Source organism: Tenacibaculum skagerrakense (genome assembly GCF_004345825.1).
Lineage (GTDB): Bacteria > Bacteroidota > Bacteroidia > Flavobacteriales > Flavobacteriaceae > Polaribacter > Polaribacter skagerrakensis.
In genome coordinates, this window is sequence record NZ_SLXM01000004.1 from 115,140 (window position 1) to 136,991 (window position 21,852).

Consider the following 21,852-nt stretch of genomic DNA (forward strand, 5'->3'; position numbering starts at 1 on the left):
TTGTATTCCCTATGAGTAGGTATTTATTAGAATTTAATAAAAGAAAACTCTTGCGTAAGTTGCTCTTGTTTTAGAGTGAGTTTTTCTAAAAACTTTTGATGTGCCTCAGAATTCGGATTAAAAGGTTTATGAGTTAATCCTTTTTGAATTTCCTCAACCCGTTTCATGGTAGCTAAAGAAGATTCGCTAAACCATGTGTAAACAAACTTTTCCCAGATGTAATTAATGGCAGTTTGATTTGGATGAATCATATCTTCTCTATAAAATCGATAATCACGAAGTTCATCCATCATAAGTTCATAAGAAGGAAAATAGTGAATGTTTTTTCTAGGTTCTACTAGGTTGTGAATTCCAGCAATTAAATGTGATTTACTTTGTTGATTTTCAATAAAACCATCTTTAATATGTCTTATAGGAGAAACTGTAAATAAAATGGAAGCTTTTGGATTTACAGATTTTATCAATTCACAAATACTATCTAAACTTTCAGTAATTTCATCTATAGATAATAACTCCTTTAAAAATTGCTTTTGAGGAACCTTGTGGCAATTAGCAACAATACTATCCGAAGAAATATAACGATATACCCAAGCAGTTCCTAAGGTTATTATTATATGAGTTGCATTGGTGATTTGAGATTGAGTTATTTTAATAGCATTAGTTAAGTTTTCAATTAATTCTTCTCCAGAAGAAGCACTTAAGTCAGAATGCGCTTCAAAACAATGCCAGCGCTCATTTAATTCGAAAATATCTTCTTCTGAATATTCTTTCGAATTGATTGCATTTAAAATCAACTGTTCAATAGCTTTTGGATGGAATAAAATTCCTAACGGATTTTGAACAGATTGAAATTTATAATACGATAGTTTATTACCAATATTCTCTGAGAAACAAGAACCTAAAAGAAACAACTTAGAATTGTAATCTATTTGATGATAAGCTTGTTTTTGAAGCGGTATTTGAGTTTGTAGATTCATTTAACGAGTTTAAACCAATTTAGTTTCAGACACAACAATTCCATCTTCATCACAATAAATATAATGGCCAGGAGTAAAATCAATATCCGCGAAAGAAACTTTTATATTGATTTCTCCTTCTGGAATTTTAATACTTTTTCTTGGGGTTGTATCTAAAGCTTTTACACCAATATTCATAGTTGAAATCTCTCTGCTATCTCTGATGCAACCAAAAATAACAACTCCGTTCCAGTTATTTTCAATTCCCATAGCAGCTAAATTATCTCCTAGAAGAGCACAATTTAGAGATCCGCCACCATCAACAACTAACACTTTTCCGGTTCCATCATTACTCAACAATTGTTTTACCAACGGATTTTTCTCGAAACACTTTACGGTTACAATTTCTCCATAAAAATTCTTTTTTGCACCATAATCTTTAAATCCAATTGGAGTTGCCACTTGAAGAAGGTCAATAAAATCATCACATAAATCAGCAGTGTAAATATTCATAGATTAAGTTTAGAGATAAAGCTAAACAAAAAAACCAACATTCAAGTTGGTTTTAATTTGAGTTTTAAACGATATAATTTTTAGCGCGTTCTAATGCTTTTGGTATTCCTCCTGGGTTTTTACCACCCGCTGTAGCGAAGAAATTTTGTCCACCACCACCACCGTGGATAAGCTTCCCTAATTCTCTAACTACTTTACCTGCATCATAACCTCGTTCGTTAGCTAGCTCCTTAGAAACATAACAAGTTAACATTGCTTTCTCTTTTGTAGGTGCTGTAGCAAATAATATAAATAGATTGTCAATTTCTCCACCTAATTCAAACATAATGTCTTTAATGCTTCCTTGATCTAAATCTACTTTAGTAGCTAAAAAGTTTACGCCATTTATTTCAGTGATTTGATTTTTTAAATCACCTTTCATATTCTTCGCTTTATCCTTCAGTAATTGCTCTATTTGCTTTTTTAGAGCTGCGTTCTCATCTTGCAAAGAACTTACTGATTTTGCTATATCTTTTGGGTTTTTAAGCAATGCTTTAACCTCAGAGAAGTCACGTTCTACATTTTCAAAATATTCTCCTACAGCAACATTTGTAATTGCTTCAATACGACGAATACCTGCTGCAACTGCTCCTTCAGATTTAATCTTAAAATACCAAATATCTCCTGTTTGTTGTACGTGAGTTCCTCCACATAACTCCATCGATTTTCCAAAGCGAATTGCTCTTACACTATCTCCATATTTTTCTCCGAATAATGCAATTGCACCTTCATCAATAGCTTGTTGCATTGGGATATTTCTCTTTTCTTGTAGAGGTAAATTTTCACGGATACGTGCATTTACAAATTCTTCAATTTCCGTTAGCTGATCAGCATCTACTTTAGAAAAGTGAGAGAAGTCAAAACGTAAATAGTCTGGACTTACTAAAGATCCTTTTTGCTCAACATGGGTTCCTAAAATTGTGCGTAAAGCCTGGTGTAATAGGTGAGTTGCAGTATGATTACTAGCAGATAATTTTCTGAATTCATCATTTACAACTGCTTTGAACGTTTCGTTAAGATTTTTTGGTAGGTTTTTAGTGAAATGGATGATTACATTATTTTCCTTTTTAGTGTCTAAAATGTAAATAATGTCACCATTTGAAGTTTCTAAATACCCTTTATCTCCAACTTGTCCTCCTCCTTCAGGATAAAAAGGAGTCATGTTAAAAACCAATTGATATTGATCCCCTTCTTTTTGAGTTGTTATTTTTCTATAGCGAGTAAGCTTTACATCAACTTCTAACGTATCATATCCAACAAATTCTTCAGTTTCATCTTCTAGTAAGCTAATCCAATCACCAGTTTCACTTGCAGAAGCAGCACGCGAACGATCTTTTTGTGCTTGCATTCCTTCGTTAAACTCTTCTTCATTGATTTCATATCCTTTTTCACGAGCAATTAATTGCGTTAAGTCTAAAGGAAAACCATAGGTGTCGTATAATTCAAAAGCTTTGTTTCCTGAAACTTCTTTTCCTTTGGTGTCTTCAATTACTTTATCTAACAATAATAAACCTTGGTCTAAAGTACGTAAAAACGAATGCTCTTCTTCCTTAATCACATTATGAACAAGCGAATCTTGTTTTCTAATTTCAGGGAAGGCATCACCCATTTGATGCGATAACGTTTCAGCTAACTTATAAATAAAAGGCTCTTTTTTGTTAAGGAATGTAAATCCGTAACGAATAGCTCTTCTTAATATACGTCTTATAACATAACCAGCACCATTATTACTTGGTAATTGACCATCAGCAATAGCAAAAGATACTGCTCTTACGTGATCTGCAATTACACGAATTGCAATGTCTACTTTTTCATCTTTACCGTAATCAACTCCAGTAATAGTTTCAATTTCTCTAATTAATGGAGTAAAAACATCTGTATCGTAATTAGATTGTACACCTTGTAACACCATACAAAGACGTTCAAATCCCATTCCAGTGTCAATATGTTTTGCAGGCAATTCTACTAAAGAGCCATTAGCCTTTCTGTTGTATTGCATGAAAACTAAGTTCCAAATTTCAACAACTTGTGGGTGGTCTTCGTTTACTAATGATTTGCCATCAACTTTAGCTTTTTCTTCTGCAGAACGAATGTCAACATGTATCTCAGAACAAGGTCCACAAGGTCCTTGATCTCCCATTTCCCAGAAGTTATCTTTTTTATTACCCATCAAGATACGATCTTCAGAAATGTATTGTTTCCAAATATCGTATGCTTCTTGATCCATTTTTGTTCCGTCTTTTTCGTCACCTTCAAAAACGGTTACATATAATATATCTTTAGGAATCTTGTATACTTCGGTTAGTAATTCCCAAGCCCAAGCAATTGCTTCTTTTTTGAAATAATCACCAAAACTCCAGTTTCCAAGCATTTCAAACATTGTATGGTGATAGGTATCATAACCAACTTCTTCTAAGTCGTTATGCTTACCAGAAACACGTAAACATTTTTGAGTGTCTGAAATACGATTGTTTTTAGGTGTGGCATTTCCCAAGAAATATTCTTTAAAAGGAGCCATACCTGAATTGGTAAATAGTAAGGTAGGATCGTTTTTTAACACCATTGGTGCAGAAGGAACAATTTCATGTTGTTTAGACTTGAAAAATTCTAAAAACTTAGTTCTTATCTCTTGAGATTTCATTCTTTTTTTAGTTAAAATATTTCTAATTGGGTGTTAAGAATGCTTATATATTGAAACATTTTATAAATTTGTACGTCGAAACATATAAGATTTCTTAATAAAGGACACAAAAATACTACATTTGGTCGTATGGCAAAAGTAAAATATTATTATGACCCAGATACACTTTCTTACCAACAGATTGAGGTACGAAAAAGGGACAAATTAAAGAACACTATTATTGGTTTAATAGGTGTAGCTTTAGTTGCGTTTTTGGGGTTTGTTGTATTGAGCCAGTTTTTAGAATCTCCTACTGAAAAAGCGCAACGAAGAGAAATGGAAAATTTAAAGCTCCATTACGAATTGTTGAGCAAAAGAATGCAGGAAACTTCAGATGTTCTTACCGATTTGCAAGAACGAGATAACTATATCTATCGAACTTATTTTGAAGCTAACCCAATACCAGATGAACAACGTAAAGCAGGTTTTGGTGGAGTTAACCGATATAAAAATTTAGAAGGATTTGATAATAGTGATATGATTATCAATCTGACGAAGGATATAGATGTGTTGTCTAAACAAGTAGTAGTACAATCAAAATCATTAGATGAGATTGTAGATTTAGCTAAGAAAAAAGAAAAAATGTTAGCTTCAATTCCGGCGATTAAGCCTATAAAGAATGAAGACGAAACCCGAATGGCTTCTGGTTATGGTATGCGTTTGCATCCTATTTTAAAATCGTGGCGTATGCACAATGGAATGGATTTTACAGCACCAACTGGAACACCAATTTATGCGTCAGGAAATGGAACTGTAGTTAGAGCAAACCGAAGCGCCACTTTTGGGAAAGTGGTTTATATAGAGCATGGTTATGGTTATAAAACGATATATGCTCACATGAGTGAAATTGTTGCAAAAAGAGGGCAAAAAGTAAAACGTGGTGATTTAATTGGTTATGTAGGGAATACAGGTCGTTCTGCAGCACCCCATTTACATTATGAAGTTCATAAGAATAACAGACCTATAAATCCAATTTACTACTATTATGGAGATTTATCTCCAGAAGAATTTATTGCAATGCAAAAAGCTTCTCAAGAGCAACGTCAATCTTTCGATTAATTTGTAACTTGCAAATAAAAATCCCCTATGCACGTTGATTTACCAGAGAAAAGATACTATAAAATAGGAGAGGTAGCTAAGGCTTTTAATGTAAATGCGTCTTTAATTCGTTTTTGGGAAGGTGAGTTTGATATCATCAAGCCAAAAAAGAATGCTAAAGGAAATAGATTATTTACTCAACAAGACATAGAGAATTTTAAACTGATTTACAACTTAGTAAAAGAACGAGGTTTTACGCTTGATGGAGCAAAACAAAAGCTAAAGCAAAACCCAGAAAAGGCGGTTGATAATCAGGAAATAATTAGTAGATTAGAAGCGGTGAAAGCCGAATTAATCAATATAAAAAATCAATTAGAATAACTAAAAAAGAGAGAAATTATGAAAAAATGGTTAGTACCAGTATTGATAATAGGAGCATTAATTTTATATGCTTACAGTACCGGAAAAGGATTTTACAATTCAACAATTAAGTTAAATGAAAATATAGAAGAGTCTTGGGGTAATGTTCAAACGGCTTATCAAAGAAGAGGAGATTTAATTGGAAACCTTGTAAAAACTGTACAAGGAGCTGCAGATTTTGAGAAAAGTACTTTAACAGATGTTATAAATGCGAGAGCAAAAGCAACACAAACGACAATAGACGCTAGCAATATTACCCCTGAAAATATAGCTCAGTTTCAACAAGCACAAACAGGATTAACGGGTGCGCTTTCAAAATTATTAGTGTCAGTAGAAAGATATCCAGATTTGAAGGCTAACCAAAATTTCTTAAAACTTCAAGATGAACTAGCAAGCACTGAAAATCAAATTTTAACCGCTAGAACGAGATTCAATGAAGCAGTAAAACCGTATAACAACCATGTAAAAAAATTCCCTAACAATTTTTTTGCTAGCTGGTTAGGGTTTGAGGATAAGCCTTACTTTAAAGCTGATCCGGGTAAAGAGAATGCTCCTGATATTAATTTTGATTTTGGAAATAAAAAGTAAATGTCTAGCGTAGAAAACTTTCTTTCATTAGACGAAGAGCAGGAAATTGTTCAAGCTATTGTACAAGCAGAGCGAAATACTTCTGGAGAAATACGAGTGCATATTGAAAGGACTACTGAACTTTCACATTATGATCGTGCTTTAGAAGTATTTCAAGAGCTTGAAATGCATAATACTGAACAAAAAAATGCTGTACTAATATATATTGCTGTTGATGATCATAAGTTTGTGATTTACGGTGATAAAGGAATAAACGATATAGTACCAAAAAACTTCTGGGAGAGTACGAAAAATGTTATGCAAAGCCTATTTATAGAAGGCAAGTTTAAACAAGGCATAGTTGAAGGAGTTTTAAAAGCTGGTCATGAGTTAAAAGAACACTTCCCAAGGTCTTCAAAAGACATTGATGAATTACCAAATGAAGTTTCAAAAGGATAGATGAAAAAGAAACTACATATACTACTATTATTTTTTGTAGGAATTCAAATCGGATTTTCTCAATTCGATGTTCCCAAAAAACCAGAATTTCAAACGAGTGTTTATGATTATATAGGTTTATTATCTGAATCCCAAAAGTCTCAGTTAGAAGACAAATTAGTAAGATATTCGGATACTACCTCAACTCAAATAGTTGTCGCTGTTATTAGTTCTACCAATAATGAGAGTATTGGAATTTTAACTCCAAGGTGGGCACATGAATGGGGTATAGGGCAAAAAGATAAAGACAATGGTGTATTTGTTTTACTTGCAAAAGATGATAGGAAAATTTGGATTTCTCCTGGATATGGAGTAGAGCACAAATTAACTGCTGGTATTAATGGACAGTTAATACGTAATATAATAATCCCTGAATTTAAAAAAGGAGATTATTATAGCGGATTAGATAAAGGAACTGATGCGATTTTTAAAGTTCTTCAAGGAGAATATAAAGGAACTCGTAAACAGTCTAAAAATAATAAAGGAGGCAATTTTGCTTTTATTGTGTTTATCATCATATTGATTATCTTTTTTATTCTTATTTCTCGGGGAGGAAGAGGTAAAGGAGGTAGACGAAATTATACTGATACAGATTCACGAGATATTTTAGAAACTATTATTTTGAGTAATGCTGGTAGAGGAGGTTACAGAAGAACAGGTGGTTTCGGCGGTGGATTTGGCGGAAGCTCTGGAGGAGGCTTCGGCGGCGGTGGCTTCGGAGGAGGTTTCGGCGGCGGCGGCTTCAGTGGAGGTGGTGCTGGTGGTAGTTGGTAACTTTATAATTTATACTCAAACAATATATTTTTTTCAAGCTTCTTTATAGGAGCTTTTTTTTATCTTTAATAGCATGAGAATACTACAATTTTTATTGCTCCTTTTCATTTTTAATAATTGCACAAATTATAGTCAAGTAATATATTTGGCTAAACTTCCAAATAAATTAAAAGAAGTTTCTGGACTTATAAAAGCTAGCGATTCTACATTCTGGATGCATAATGATGGAGGAAATAAAAACGAATTGTATTTAGTTAATGTCAAAGGAGAAATAGTTAAAACGGTTACTATAAAGGCTAAAAATACAGATTGGGAAGATATTACATCCGACAATAAAGGGAACATTTATGTAGCTGATTTTGGCAATAATAACAGTACTAGGAAAGATTTAATCATTTTAAAAATTAAAGAAGAAGATTTATTACATCAGAAATCTGTTGAAGTTGAAAAAATTGAATTTGAATATCCTGAACAGCATAAATTTCCACCTAAAAAAAACGACAGGCATTTTGATGCAGAAAGTATTCTGTACTTCAAAAATCATTTATACTTTTTTACCAAGAGTAGAGTGAAAAATGATTATGGAAAGACTAGCTTATATAGAATTCCTGCAAAAGCAGGAAAATATCAAGCAACATTAATTGGAAAATACGAAAATTGCTCTAATAAAAATTGTTGGATTACTGGTGCAGCTATCTCACAAGACAATGCAAAAGTTGCTTTGTTGACTTCAGATTCCATATTATTATTTACCGATTTTAAAGATGATAATTTCTTTGAAGGAAGATTGAGTAAAATCGATTTAGGCTTTTCATCTCAAAAAGAAGCAATTGATTTTATAGACAATAACACGCTGTTTATTTCAGATGAAAGGTCCCATTTATCGGAAGGAAATTTATATAAAGTAAGTTTAGCTAAATAAACTTAAGAATTGAGATTTTCAAGAGCAACTTTCGCAGCTAATTCACCAGAAAGCATCGCAGCATTTAAAGAACCATTACATAATTGATCTCCTGCTAAAATAATTGAATCATTAACCTCAATTGTTTCCTTAGTTGGAGCGTATTTTAAAGATTCTAATTTTGGAAGTGCTTTAGGAATATCGTACATCTTTACAAATCTTAAAACATCAATTCCACAAAACTCCTTGAGTTCTCTGATAACTTCTTTTATCAATAATGTTTCGTGTAAGTTATGATCTCTTACTACAGTAACAGATAATAGTTCTTTTTCTGAAGAATTATTGTTTGCTATAGAGGTGGTATAGAAGATATTATTGATTAATGAAAATTCGTTAGCGAGTAAGCCAATAAGTGGTTTTGTAATAGTTCTTTTTTTAGTCTCAAAATATAGCGTTTGACAAGATTTCCATTCTTGCTTTGTTGATTTTCTATTTGATAGCAAACTTGAAGAATCTGTAGCAATAATTGTCATATTACTTCCTAAAACATCACCATTAGATAATTTAATTAAACCTTTTTCAACTGAAGCTACTTTTGTATTGAATAAGAAAGTCGTCGATTTTAATTTATTTTTTAATTGATTCGGGATTGCCGCAATTCCTGCTTTTGGTAATGCAGCATAACCTGTTCCGAACATTTTATAAACGAATTCGAACATTCTACTCGAAGTACTTAAAGTAGTTTCTAAAAAAATTCCACTGAAAAAAGGAGCAAAGAAGTTACAGATTGCTTTTTGTGAAAACCCAAAGTTTTTCAAATACTGTAAAGTGGTGGTTTCTTCTTTAGAAAAGATATCTTGAAGTGTTTTGTTTTTCAGAATACGATTTAACTTAAGTATTTTAAGTTTATCTCCAAAAGTTACTTTACTGGTTGTTAAGGTCGAAAAAAGCAAATCAAAACATCTGAAACCATCACCAAGAATTGAAGAGGTGTTGTTTTCATAAATCACAGCTCCAGGTAAAAATTTTTGAAGCTCTAATTCTTCATAGTTAAAGTACTTTTGTGCAGCAGGATAAGAAGTTAATAATACTTGAAATCCATGATCTAATTGATAACCTTCATAAACATCAGTTTTTACTCTACCTCCAACAGAATCCGAAGCTTCTATAATAGTTGAATGGTAACCATTTTTTTCTAATTCAAGCGCAACTATTAGTCCGCTTATTCCTGCTCCAATAATATAAATGTTTTGATGTTTTTTTGAAGTCATTCAATACAATTAAGTTAGGCTAAACTTTTTCCCAGATTTGATCAGCATTTAAAACAAAGCTACCGACATAATTAAAATTACAATGTTCAGGGGCAATTAAAGACAAAAAATGTTCTTCTTTCTTATTTAAATATAAATGATACGTTTCACCTATTATGGGTTCGAAAGAAAAGTTAGCGTTTAGAATTAAGTTGTTGTATTCGAACTCTTGCATCATTTTTTCGTATTCAGCCTTAAGTTCGAGGTATTTTGTTTTTATCTTATGATTTACCTTGTTTATACTTCTATTTTTCCAGGCAGTTGTGTCGGTCTGTGTAATTACAGGTGCGCCAACAGAAGTTGCATAGGGCTTTAATGCAGCATCGTAGCTTTTAGTTTCTGTATTGTAAACAACTGAATCTAGTTTTTTTTTCTCAGTCATGTTAAGATTATTTTTCTAAAGCTTCAATTTGTTTCATTACTTGCTCCGCTTCATAAACCTTTTCATCACTCAATTTTCTGTTTGAGGTAGATAGTTTATGTGCATCTGCCAATAATTTAGCATATAATTTCTGAAGTTTTTCTTTTTCGGATTTCTTTTTAAATAAACCAAACATAATATGACTATTTGAGTCACAAAGATACAAAACGTTTAATTTATATTGATTAATGTTAAACAAAAAATAAATCTAACTTGGTTTAGCAATTAGTAACAATTACTTTTTACAAGAAATTAATCAGTAATAAAACCCAACCAATTAATAAACATAGGCCACCAATTGGAGTAACTGGACCTAACAATTTCATTTTTTTACCAAAAGCATCTGATAATACTAATCCGTAAATGCTGAATGAAAAAAGTATAGTTCCAATAATAAAAAGCAAGGAAGCATTACGTAGGTTTTGGTTGAAATTAAATCCAACTACTAATAAAACAATGGCGTGATACATTTGATATTTCACACCTGTTTCAAAGCTGGTTAATTGCTCTAAAGTTAATTTTTTCTTCAAAGCGTGAGCTCCAAAAGCGCCAAAAATAATTGATAAAGCTCCAAAAATTGTAGCGGATAGTAATACTATTTGTTGAGTCATTCTAAAAAAAGGTAATGAGATTCCATATCAAATAAAGAATCTCATTTTTTGTGTTATCATTAAAAATTAAATCCTAAACTAAATGTAAAACGACTTCCATCGTTACTATTAAACAAAGCCATATTTGCTGTAAACATATCTAAACCACTTAACCATAAAGAACCTCCATAACTTGAGTTCCAAGGTTCAGAGCTCGAAGTAGCAAAAGGACTCCATACTTTTCCGTAATCAAAAGCACCAGTTACACCAATTTTCATCGGGATAAATGCTTTAATACTTCCTAAGCGTAAGCGTAAATCGTTAGAATGATAAAAACTTTCTGTTCCCGTAAATCGATTGTTATTGTAACCACGTAAGCTTCTATTTCCACCTATACTTACAGCGTGATAAATTTCAAACCTGTTTTTAAAGTTTAAATGACTTCCGATTTCTGAGGCAAAAACAAGACTTCTATTTGAAACTAGGTTTTGATAAATAGCTAAGGAAGTTTTTAAATATCCAAAATGACGGTTGGTATTTTCCGTATTCATTTTAGCTCCCATTACCAAGTCAAAATTCATTCCTTTGGTAGGAAAACTGTTGTTGTCGGTTCTATTATGATTGAAATTTAATTCACCACCTAAGAAATAGTTTCTCTCGAAAATGTTTGTAACACCATTAGTGTAGTTATTAATATTTCTATCAGGAGTATCTTCAATTTCTATAGTTTCAAACATTCCTGTTAGTTTTACAGTACTTCCCCAATTGTATTTTCTTACTAAAGAAGATGAAAAAGTAAGTTCTTCCTTTTTAACACGATAATAATCTAAATCTCGATTGTCTTCAAATACCGTTTTGTTTCCGAAGCCAAAAAAGTTAAAAGCATAATTACTTGTAGTTGCTCTTCCTTTAATTTCCAACAACCAATCACCAATAAATTCAGCAAACTCGCCAGTATAATTAATATCAAATCCGGTTGTGGCAGAATAGTAATTTGCGGTTAGATTATGACGATTATCAAAAGGCCTTTTCTTAAACCCGTAACGAGTGTGTGTTGCATTTACGCCAAAGAAAAAACCATCATCAGGATTAAAACCTAAACTAGGAAATATTAGCGTTGTGTTATTTTCTATGTCTCTATGATTGTATGTGTTTTTAAAGTAATTATCTTCTCTTAAATCAGCTAATTCACTTCCGCCTTTCACGGTATTTTTTTTAGAAAGGTAATCGTAGACTTTTGTTTTTTTACTCCATCCTGATACAGAAGAAGTATCGTGATAAACATCATGATTGTGTCCTCCAATTAAACGGATTAAAATACTGTCATCAACATCTCCAGAAATATAAAACTCGTCATCACCATTTAAACCATATAACTGAACTTCATCAGTTTCATTAGTCAAGAAAGTTCTACTGAAAATTTTATCTTCTTTCCTAAAGATTTCTATGCTAGTTTCGTTATCATTTAATCTTTTAATAATGAATTTATCATCTTTATCAGTACCAACAACCTGAACTTTCTTCGCTTGTTTTTTGAAGTATTTTGTGGCGAAATCTTTTAATTTATTTCTTCTTGATTTTATTTTTGCAATTAACTCATCTCCATCAATTTCAAATACACTTTTAGGAAACTGTTTAATTGCGTTTTCAATTACTTCATCTGTTAAATGCTTCTGAATATGTTCAGCTTCTGCTAGCCAATCTTTTAAGGTAAGCTGATTTAAAAATTCAGCATCAAAGAAACGGGGATAATTATTATACCATTTCATGTCTTTGATATCATAATCCATCGATTGCATGTTTTTAATCAACGGCGTATTTAATTTTAGCAGCGGAATTAATAAACCATCAAATTTTGAAAAAGGTTGATCTCGATCTCTTGGAATTGGCCTGTAATATTTCTTTCCGTCTTCGGTTTCAAACTTAGCAAAACGCCACTGATCTTCATGACGATCCCAATCCCCAATAACCATGTCAAATAATCGAGAACGAAGTGCAAAGTTTTGATCTATCGAGTGTTTTCCGTTTTTGCGAATTTTCTCCAAAACATCATAAGTGCTAATTATATCTTTCGAGTTACCAAAGGAAGCAACGTCATCTCTGTTTCCGGCAGGACGTTCTTCAAGCAAATACAACCCACCACCAAAAATATCGTTATACATTCCTAAAGCCGGTTGTTTAGGCATGTAATATAATTTAGGATTGGTATGATAAATCCCTACAGCTTCTGCCATATCAGGAATAACAAATGCAGCATACGGATGCGACATGGTAAAAATATCTTGAACAACATCTACTAAAAATGTTTCTTTTAAAACCCCTCCCATAATTCTACTTCCATCTTTATACATAGAGCGAAGTACGTATTGTTTTCCTTCAGGATTTTCTAGGCGTAACGAGTTTGTTTGATTTCCACCACCACGTCGAATAGGTTGTAATCCGCCAAAAACTTTGTCCAATTCTAATACTGGAACAGTAATTTCTTTACCATATTTTTCACGGTTTAACTTACCCCACATAAATTTATGAATGCCAGATACGTCAACATCTTTTTTTGAATACAAAGAAGTTGTTTTTTCTTTGTTATGGAGCTCATATTCTGTAAAATCGAAGTTAGTTTGTTTTCTTATAGGCTCTATAATTTGCTTACTGAAAAGCAACTTATTTTCATCTTTGTTATTGGCTGCGTAGTACTCTACAATAGCGGAACCGTCTTCATAAAAATTCAATTTAGAATAGCCGTAATTTCCGTATGTAAATTCTGCACCATAACCTATTAAAGCAGGTGACTGTTTAGAACCAGCTCCACTTACAATTTGTTTGAATCCGTTATTTTCTATGTATTGTAAGTTATGTTCATGTCCACTTACAAAAACAATGTTATTTTTAAAATCATCAGCAATGGTTTCTATCTGACGAACAAAATCTTGATATTGTTGATGAAAATTATCTGTTTGAATGCCTGCATGTGAACGTAGCATATTTTTAAAAGTACCCAAAACTGGAATAGGTTTCATATGATCTTTCACAGAAAAACTACCACCGTGTGGTCCGTTAGAGTATAAAGGATGATGTAATGCAACTACAACATTTTTATATCTATTCTTTTTAAATAAACTCCATAGCTCTTCAATAAAACGCTCGCGAGTTTTAATATCACAATTATCATTAATTGTTGGTTCATTATCCCAATTCATAATAAACCATTCGCTATCTATAATTATTAGAGTAAGATTGTCATTGATGTCTACTTTTTCAAGTCCACAACCATTTTCTGGAAGAAAAGTATTTTTGCCCAATGCTTTTTCTACTAGTTTTTCTTGTCTCTTTAACCCTTCAACACCATTATACCAATCGTGATTTCCAGGAATAAAAATAGTTTTCCCAGAATTGTTTTTTACGGCATCGGTCTGAATTTTAAGTCGGTGCTTTACTAGCTCATAATCTTCATGACTTTTAGGATAAATTCCATAAGGATACACATTATCACCTAAGAAAAGTGTAGTGCTATTTTTAGTTGCTTGTGCAATTTCTTTCTGAAAATACTGTAAAGAAACTACAGATTCGTTCATCTTAGCATTACCAGCATCACCAATTAAATAAAAAGAGTGAGTAGGTTTTTTTGTTGTAGTTTGATGAGAATATTGTTTAGAAGCATATTGCGCTTTATAAGTTGCACATCCGTATAAAGATAGAAGTGCCACAAAAACTGCGTAAAGTTTTTTCATGATTGTCTCTTGCGGTATAGCAAATATACAAATTAGTTCAGAGTCTTAAATTCTAAAAAATTTCATAAACTAATTGGTTAAAAATCATACATTTGTATGTTGAATAATAATCCCTAATAGTAATAGTACAATGAAGAAATTCATGTTTATAATAATGTTGTTTACAACACTAACAACATTAGCTCAGATTCCTGCTTACTATAATGATGTAAATTTAAGCTTAACAGGAACAGACTTAAAAAATGAACTAGCTACAAAAATTATTAATACTCACACAAACAGTCTTTCCTATTCTAATATTTGGGATGCTTCAAAAATAACAGATGTTAATCCTTCAAATAGTTCGGAAGTATTACTGATATATGGTTATAGTGCATCAGGAATAACTTCTCGAACAAGAGATATTAATAATAATGGTGGTAGTAATGGTCAATGGAATAGGGAACATGTTTTTGCAAACTCTTTAGCAAATCCTGATTTAGATGCTTCAGGAACAAGTGGCCCTCCATATGCTGATGCTCATAATTTAAGGCCTTGTGATGTACAAACAAATTCTACAAGAAGTAATCAATTATTTGCCGATGGAACTGGAAATGCTGGTTCTGTTACTGGTGGTTGGTATCCTGGAGATGAATGGAAAGGTGATGTTGCTAGAATTGCGATGTATATGTATTTACGATATGGTAATCAGTGCTTACCTACATATTTAGGAGTAGGGAGTAGCGTTGGAACTCCAGATGATATGATTGATTTATTTTTAGATTGGAATGCTGAAGATCCTGTATCTGATTTTGAAAAACAACGAAATACGTATCATGATAGTGCTGGAACCTATGCGCAAGGAAATAGAAATCCGTTTATAGATAATCCTGCTTTTGCTACAGAAATTTGGGGAGGTCCTCAAGCTGAAGATCTTTTTGGAGGAGGAAGTAGCGATACAGAAGATCCTTCTGTACCAACAGAACTAGTTGCTTCTAGTATTGCAGCAACTTCTTTTACTATTTCTTGGAATGCTTCAACGGATAATACAGCTGTTACGGGATACAATATCTTGTTGGATAATGTTCAAGTGGGAACTTCCAATACAACTAGTTATAATGCTTCGGGTTTAACAGGTTCAACATCTTATAATGTGACTATTCAAGCTTATGACGCTGCGGGAAATACTTCAGCTTCAAGTTCTCAATTAATGGTTACAACTACCGTTCAAAGTGGATTGACTTCTGAATTATTATTCTCGGAATATATAGAAGGATCGTCATTAAATAAAGCTGTAGAAATAGTAAATTATACGGGAGGTTCAGTAGATTTAAGTGTATATTCAATTAAAAGGCAAACAAATGGAGCAGGAGCATGGTCAACAGGTTTAGCATTGTCGGGAACTTTAGCTAACGGTGATGTTTATGTGATTGCTAATGTTGATGCTTCGACAGATATTACAAGTAAAGCAAATCAAACGTCAAACGGATCTGAAGTTCAATTCAATGGAAATGATCCTGTTGGATTATTTAAAAATGACGTGTTAATTGATATTATAGGAACATTCGATGGAGGTTCAACTAATTTCGCTGCAAATACAACATTGGTTCGAAAGTCTACAGTTTCAAATCCTAATACTACGTATACAGTAAGTGAATGGGATTCTTTTACTTCTGATACTTTCACCAATATCGGATTTCATGTAGCGGGAACTACAAATATTTTTACAGGAAATACCGATAGTAATTGGGATACAGCATCAAACTGGAGTTTTGCTACAGTTCCAAGTAATACTGATGTTATGATTGGTTCTGGAAAGCAAGTTACTGCAACGGGAAGTATTTCGGTTGCTGACTTAACATTGGAAACAGGTGCTTCCTTAACAGTTGGGTCTAATCTTACAACTTCAGGAACAGTTACGGTAAATTCAGGAGCGTCTTTAATTGCACAAAATTCTACGAGTTTTGATTTGACGTATAATAGATCTTTAGGTACGACAAATTGGTATTTAGTTTCTTCGGTAGTAACCAATGAAACTATTGAGGATATTATCAGTAATCACAGTTTAGCTTCTGGTACAGCTGGAAATATTGGAATTGGTGATTATAACAATGTTACACCGGGTTGGACCTATGCTAATGTTACAACTACAGGGACTTTAGCGAGTGGTGAAGGTCGTTCAATCAAATTAACAACGGCAGACAATATTTCTTTTAGTGGAACAATGCCTTTAAACGATGTGAATATTGTTATTTCAGATGGAGGAGCAGGAGGAAATGGTTTTAATTTGATAGGGAACCCGTTTCCATCATATCTAACTGCAAATAACACTTCTCCTTCAGCAGCAAATAATTTATTAAGCTTAAACACAGGAATTTTAGACGAAGAAACTATTTGGTTTTGGAATCAAGCAACTAATCAATATTCTTTGGTAAATCAAGCTACAGCGATTTTAAATGGAATATATTACATCGCACCGGGTCAAGGATTCTTTGTAAGATCGAATGTAACTGGAGGTAGTTTTACATTTCCAGAGTCAATGCAAAGTCACCAAACCAATGATACTTTTGCTAGAAGTTCTAATCAAAACTACTCTAGTATAAAGTTGAAGTTAAGTGTTAGTGGAAGTTCTGATAAAGAAACTGATATTTTGTATATCCAAGGAGCAACTGCTGGCTGGGATAATGGTTGGGATTCTACCATTTTTGATGGAGCAAATACTGACTTGATTATTTATTCTGAATTAGTTGAAAATAATCAGGGACAGAAATTAGCCATTCAATCACTTTCTAATGATACGTTTGACGAAATTATTCCTCTTGGAATTAATGCGTCAAAGGATATGGAAATAACGATTTCAGCTGAAGCTATAAACCTTCCAGATGGTTATGGAATGTATTTAGAAGATAGAGTAGAAGGTACGTTTACACTTTTAGATGCAACTACCAATTATCAAAAAGTACTTACTGAAAATACAAATGGAGCTGGTCGCTATTACATACATACCAGTCAAGCTGTTTTAAATGTAGATGAAAATAATTTAAATACAGTTAGTTTGTTTGTTGATACTAACAACACTGTTCATGTTAAAGGAATTCATGAAGCATCAGAAATGACTGTTTTCAATATTACAGGGCAGAAAGTATTTGCTACTTCTTTTATTGGTAACGGAAATAATAGCATTTCAATTCCAAAGGTAACTACAGGATTATATTTAATTCAACTAAATACAAATAAAGGAAGTATTACTAAAAAAGTAATTCTTAAATAATAATTTAAGAGCTACAAGATAACATAGAACAACCTACTTTATGACGTGCCCATTCAGGACGTTTGGTAAACCACTTTTCATAAGTAGGTTGTTCATTATAAGGTTGTTTTAAGAGTTGGTATAACTCATTAATTATATCATAATTACCTTTATCGGCTTCGTCTATAGCTAATTGAGCCATATAATTTCTTAAAACGTATTTCGGATTTACAGCATTCATTCGTACTGCTCTTTCCGTATCGTTGATGTTTTGCTTTTGAACTGTTTGAATATATTCATCAAACCAGCGCATCCATTTTTCTTTTACAGAGGAATTGAGTTCTTCTTTATTGTAAAAAGAATCCATTACTTTACCTAGAGCCTCTAACGAAGTATCAGTTTGTAGAACTGAAGCTAAGTTTCTAAAGAAAATAGTATAATCGGTTTCTATTAGCTGCAATGTTTTCTCTAATTCAGAAATAAGAGAAGCATAATCTGTTGCAACATCCAAGCCTAGTTTTTGTTTCATCATAGCATCATACTTAGCTAAGTAAATGGTTTCATATTCATTTAAAACAGCTTGTAAAGGTTCAACTTCTTCAACTAAAGGATACAAAGCATTGGCAAGTTTGTACAAATTCCACATCCCAATGTAAGGTTGATTTCCAAAACGATATCTTTTATTCTGCGCGTCGGTGGTGTTAGGAGTCCATTCGTAATCAAATCCTTCTAACCAACCATAAGGTCCGTAATCAATTGTTAATCCTAAAATGGACATGTTATCGGTATTCATCACACCATGAACAAATCCAACACGTTGCCAATGCACAATCATATCAATGGTTCTGTTTCGAACCTCGGTTAGGAAATCAAGGTATTTTTGTTTTCCATCAATGTCAATTTCTGGATAAAAATGCTTGATGGTATAATCAGCAAGTTTTCTTAGAGTTTCATGATCTTTTCTTGCAGCAAAAATTTCAAAATTTCCAAAACGAATAAAACTTGGCGCTACTCTACACACAACAGCACCTTTTTCATAAGCAGCATTTCCATTGTACATAATATCACGCAATACTTCGTCTCCCGTTAAACTTAACGATAAAGATCGTGTAGTAGGAACTCCTAAATGATGCATTGCTTCGCTACACAGATGTTCACGAATAGAGGAACGAAGTACCGCTAAACCATCCGCAGTTCTAGAATACGGAGTTTCACCAGCGCCTTTTAATTGAAAAGCCCAATGCTTATTGTTATGATTAATTTCAAATAAATTGATAGCTCTACCGTCACCTAATTGACCAGTCCAATGTCCAAATTGATGTCCACCATAACACATGGCGTAAGGACTTGTTCCATTAAGTACACTATTTCCTGTAAAAAGTGAAACAAATTCATCTGTTTGAACATCTTCCTTAGTAATTCCTATTTCTTTACATAATTCATCGGAAACATGAATTAATTTTGGATCGGAAGTTTCCTTAGGTGTAACATAAGAAAAGCAAGCATTATATACTTGTCTTCTTTTATTTTCTGGTTCAATATCAGCAGGAAGCTCTTTGGTAAATGTATTTGAAATTTTAAAATTCATTATTTTAACTTATCAGCGTATAATTTTCTAAGCTTTGTTAGCTTAGGAGTAATTACAAAGTTACAATATCCCTGCTCCTTATTATTGTTAAAATAGTTTTGGTGATATTCTTCAGCAGGATAAAATGTTGGTAACTCACTAACTTCGGTAACAATCTTATTGTCAAAATAAGGCTGTACTTGTTTGATAACTTCTTCAATTACAGATTTCTCTTCTCCGTTGGAATAATAAATTACAGAGCGATATTGCGTTCCAACATCAGCTCCTTGTCTGTTTAAAGTTGTTGGATCATGCGTAGTCATAAAAATGATTAAAATCTCTTGATATGAAATAACTTGAGGATTATAAGAAATTTGAATAACTTCTGCATGACCTGTTAAACCAGAACATACTTCTCTGTAGGTAGGATATCCAGGAACATTTCCTCCAGCATAACCAGAAACTACTTTTTCAACTCCTTTTATTTGATTAAATATGGCTTCAGTACACCAAAAACATCCGCCACCTACCGTTGCTATTTTAGTCTTCATTCTCTAGTCCAATTGATAATGAGTTTACACAATATCGTAATCCGCTTGGTTCTGGACCATCAGGAAATACATGTCCCAAATGCGCATCACAAGTATTACACAAAATTTCCACACGAATCATTCCATGCGATGTGTCTTTATGATACTTAATAGCATTCTTTTTTATTGGTTGCGTGAAACTAGGCCATCCAGAACTAGAATCAAACTTAATTGAAGAGTCAAATAAAGGTGTATCACAACAAGCACAATTATATTTTCCTAAACTGTAAGAAGTACAATGTTCCCCACTAAAAGGACGCTCGGTTCCTTTTAATCTCGTAATCATAAATTGTTCTGGAGAAAGGAGAGCTTTCCACTCTTCATCTGTTTTCTCAATTCTTTTTTCAGGTGAAGGATTTCCATTCACCGTAAAGTCGATAATATTTTTCCAAGTAAGCATACTGATTTGTCGTGAAATTGTAAGAAACCTTACGTTATTAAAAATTGCTAAAGTTTAGTTACTTTTACTAAACTAAATTACTGATTTATGAGCACTCTTCTAGAAAAAATAGAAAGTTTTGTTGTGAGCACGTTAAATGAAAAACTAGATAAAAAAATAGTTTATCATGGGTTATCTCATACGTTACGTGTTGTTGAAAAAGCCATGGAATTAGCTGATGAGGCGAAATTAGATGAGGCAGTAAAAGAACGGTTATTGATCGCCGCTTGGTTTCATGATGTTGGTTTTACCAAAATTATAGAAGGACATGAAGTTGAAAGTGCTAGAATTGCTTCAGATTTTTTAAATAAAGAAGGAGTTGAAGCTAATATCATAGAAGAGGTTAACCAGATTATTTTAGCAACTAAAATGGATGTAATTCCGACAACAACATCGGAAAAGCTTCTTAGAGATGCTGATTGTTCTCATTTGGGAAGTAAAAATTATACTGAGTTTTCTCAATTGCTACAAAAAGAAATAGAGTTATTATCTGGAGAAAAGATTAAAGAAACAGATTGGCTCAATAAAAACATTGATTTTTTAACTAACGGACATTGTTTTCATACTGATATAGCGGTAAGAAAGTGGGAAAAACAAAAAGTTAAGAACTTAGCTCAGTTATTAAAAACTGAAAAAAAACTTAAACAAGAAAACAAAAAGTTATCTCAAAAGAGAGAAGAATTACAGTTTAAAAAGGATAAAGTAGAATTACCTGAACGCGGAATAGAAACAATGTTTAGAGTAGCATTACGAAACCACATAACATTGAGTGATATTGCTGATACAAAAGCCAACATTTTATTATCGGTTAATGCGATTATCATTTCAATGGCATTATCTACGTTAATTCCCAAATTAGATAATCCGTCAAATAGTTACTTAATTATTCCAAGTATTGTTTTTATTGCATTTACAGTAGTTTCAATAGTTCTTTCGATATTAGCAACTAGACCAAATGTTACACAAGGAAAATTTACTCAGGAAGATATAATCAATAAAAAAGTAAATTTATTATTCTTCGGTAATTTCCATAAAATGAACTTAGAGGAGTTTGAATGGGGAATGAATGAAATGATGAAAGATAGAGATTATCTGTACGGTTCTTTGACGAAGGACTTATATTTCTTAGGATTGGTATTAAACAGAAAATACGGCTTATTACGAACTACGTATACCGTTTTTATGATAGGAATCATCGTAAGTGTAATTGCATTTGTAATTGCTTTTTATATGCAAAGCGGAAGTGCTCCAGTAAGTTAATTTTTATTACAAAGTTGATAGAATGAAGTCGAAATCAAGTTCTTGAAAATGAATTCTAGCTTCGACTCCGCTCTGCTACCAATATGATGGTAATTGAGCGAAGTCGAAATTACATTCTTGAATAAGTTTTTTGCTTCGACTCTGGTCAGTTTCATTTTTTGTGGTATGATGATGGTGATTTAGTGAAGTAGTAATTGTGTTTTTAAAATGAATTCTAGCTTCGACTCCGCTCAGCTACCAATATGATGGTAATTGAGCGAAGTCGAAATTACATTCTTGAATAAGTTTTTTGCTTCGACTCTGGTCAGTTTCATTTTTTGTGGTATGAATGG

19 protein-coding genes are annotated in these 21,852 nt (G+C 32.5%); 8 read left to right on the plus strand and 11 right to left on the minus strand.

Annotated features, from left to right (window positions below; all coding sequences use genetic code 11):
* Window positions 1–26: 26 nt before the first annotated feature.
* The 3 genes from EV195_RS08225 to alaS form a co-directional block, all read right to left on the minus strand.
* Window positions 27–977, minus strand: a complete 951-nt coding sequence (locus tag EV195_RS08225; protein WP_132794469.1) for a GSCFA domain-containing protein — start codon at window positions 975–977, stop codon at window positions 27–29.
* Between the two features lie 9 nt (window positions 978–986).
* Window positions 987–1,469: a ribonuclease E activity regulator RraA gene (rraA, locus tag EV195_RS08230; protein WP_132794470.1), complete on the minus strand. Its 483-nt coding sequence runs from the start codon at window positions 1,467–1,469 to the stop codon at window positions 987–989.
* Between the two features lie 64 nt (window positions 1,470–1,533).
* The gene (alaS, locus tag EV195_RS08235; protein ID WP_132794471.1) at window positions 1,534–4,149 is read right to left on the minus strand and encodes an alanine--tRNA ligase; all 2,616 of its coding nucleotides are present in this window, start codon (window positions 4,147–4,149) and stop codon (window positions 1,534–1,536) included.
* Between the two features lie 129 nt (window positions 4,150–4,278).
* Between alaS and EV195_RS08240 the strand changes: the two genes are divergently transcribed.
* The 6 genes from EV195_RS08240 (at window position 4,279) to EV195_RS08265 (ending at window position 8,407) form a co-directional block, all read left to right on the plus strand.
* Window positions 4,279–5,247 (plus strand): M23 family metallopeptidase, encoded by a 969-nt coding sequence (locus tag EV195_RS08240; RefSeq protein ID WP_132794472.1) that lies wholly within the window; start codon window positions 4,279–4,281, stop codon window positions 5,245–5,247.
* A 27-nt stretch (window positions 5,248–5,274) separates the two neighbouring features.
* The gene (locus EV195_RS08245; protein ID WP_132794473.1) at window positions 5,275–5,607 is read left to right on the plus strand and encodes a MerR family transcriptional regulator; all 333 of its coding nucleotides are present in this window, start codon (window positions 5,275–5,277) and stop codon (window positions 5,605–5,607) included.
* A gap of 18 nt (window positions 5,608–5,625) precedes the next feature.
* The gene (locus tag EV195_RS08250) at window positions 5,626–6,234 is read left to right on the plus strand and encodes a LemA family protein (protein WP_132794474.1); all 609 of its coding nucleotides are present in this window, start codon (window positions 5,626–5,628) and stop codon (window positions 6,232–6,234) included.
* Entirely contained in the window at window positions 6,235–6,672 is a 438-nt protein-coding gene (locus tag EV195_RS08255; RefSeq protein ID WP_132794475.1) for a TPM domain-containing protein, read from the plus strand.
* A complete protein-coding gene (locus EV195_RS08260; RefSeq protein ID WP_132794476.1) occupies window positions 6,673–7,485 on the plus strand; it encodes a TPM domain-containing protein in 813 nt (270 codons plus the stop codon).
* Window positions 7,486–7,630: 145 nt separating this feature from the next.
* Complete coding sequence (locus EV195_RS08265) at window positions 7,631–8,407, plus strand: hypothetical protein (RefSeq protein ID WP_132794477.1); 777 nt, start codon at window positions 7,631–7,633, stop codon at window positions 8,405–8,407.
* 2 nt (window positions 8,408–8,409) lie between these two features.
* On the opposite strand, the gene EV195_RS08270 is transcribed toward EV195_RS08265, so the two are convergent.
* The 5 genes from EV195_RS08270 to EV195_RS08290 form a co-directional block, all read right to left on the minus strand.
* Window positions 8,410–9,657: an FAD-dependent oxidoreductase gene (locus EV195_RS08270; protein ID WP_132794478.1), complete on the minus strand. Its 1,248-nt coding sequence runs from the start codon at window positions 9,655–9,657 to the stop codon at window positions 8,410–8,412.
* Between the two features lie 19 nt (window positions 9,658–9,676).
* Window positions 9,677–10,078 (minus strand): DUF2452 domain-containing protein, encoded by a 402-nt coding sequence (locus EV195_RS08275; protein ID WP_132794479.1) that lies wholly within the window; start codon window positions 10,076–10,078, stop codon window positions 9,677–9,679.
* 7 nt (window positions 10,079–10,085) lie between these two features.
* Entirely contained in the window at window positions 10,086–10,253 is a 168-nt protein-coding gene (locus tag EV195_RS08280) for a Lacal_2735 family protein (protein ID WP_132794480.1), read from the minus strand.
* Between the two features lie 106 nt (window positions 10,254–10,359).
* Complete coding sequence (locus tag EV195_RS08285) at window positions 10,360–10,728, minus strand: DUF423 domain-containing protein (RefSeq protein ID WP_132794481.1); 369 nt, start codon at window positions 10,726–10,728, stop codon at window positions 10,360–10,362.
* A gap of 59 nt (window positions 10,729–10,787) precedes the next feature.
* Window positions 10,788–14,435 carry a metallophosphoesterase gene (locus EV195_RS08290; protein ID WP_132794482.1) on the minus strand — a complete coding sequence of 1,216 codons (3,648 nt, stop codon included), beginning with the start codon at window positions 14,433–14,435 and terminating at the stop codon, window positions 10,788–10,790.
* A gap of 130 nt (window positions 14,436–14,565) precedes the next feature.
* Here EV195_RS08290 and EV195_RS08295 point away from each other — a divergent pair, with 130 nt between their 5' ends.
* Window positions 14,566–17,685: an endonuclease gene (locus EV195_RS08295; protein WP_132794483.1), complete on the plus strand. Its 3,120-nt coding sequence runs from the start codon at window positions 14,566–14,568 to the stop codon at window positions 17,683–17,685.
* Window positions 17,686–17,689: 4 nt separating this feature from the next.
* On the opposite strand, the gene EV195_RS08300 is transcribed toward EV195_RS08295, so the two are convergent.
* From EV195_RS08300 to msrB, 3 genes are read right to left on the minus strand one after another with little or no spacing between them, the layout of a single operon-like run.
* Window positions 17,690–19,252, minus strand: a complete 1,563-nt coding sequence (locus EV195_RS08300) for a protein adenylyltransferase SelO (RefSeq protein WP_132794484.1) — start codon at window positions 19,250–19,252, stop codon at window positions 17,690–17,692.
* Window positions 19,252–19,782: a peptide-methionine (S)-S-oxide reductase MsrA gene (msrA, locus tag EV195_RS08305; protein WP_132794485.1), complete on the minus strand. Its 531-nt coding sequence runs from the start codon at window positions 19,780–19,782 to the stop codon at window positions 19,252–19,254. The genes EV195_RS08300 and msrA overlap by 1 nt, the downstream gene beginning before the upstream one ends.
* The gene (gene msrB / locus EV195_RS08310) at window positions 19,772–20,221 is read right to left on the minus strand and encodes a peptide-methionine (R)-S-oxide reductase MsrB (RefSeq protein WP_132794486.1); all 450 of its coding nucleotides are present in this window, start codon (window positions 20,219–20,221) and stop codon (window positions 19,772–19,774) included. The genes msrA and msrB overlap by 11 nt, the downstream gene beginning before the upstream one ends.
* 87 nt (window positions 20,222–20,308) lie before the next feature.
* On the opposite strand from msrB, the gene EV195_RS08315 reads away from it, so the two are divergent.
* A complete protein-coding gene (locus EV195_RS08315) occupies window positions 20,309–21,520 on the plus strand; it encodes a Pycsar system effector family protein (RefSeq protein ID WP_132794487.1) in 1,212 nt (403 codons plus the stop codon).
* Window positions 21,521–21,852 lie beyond the last annotated feature (332 nt).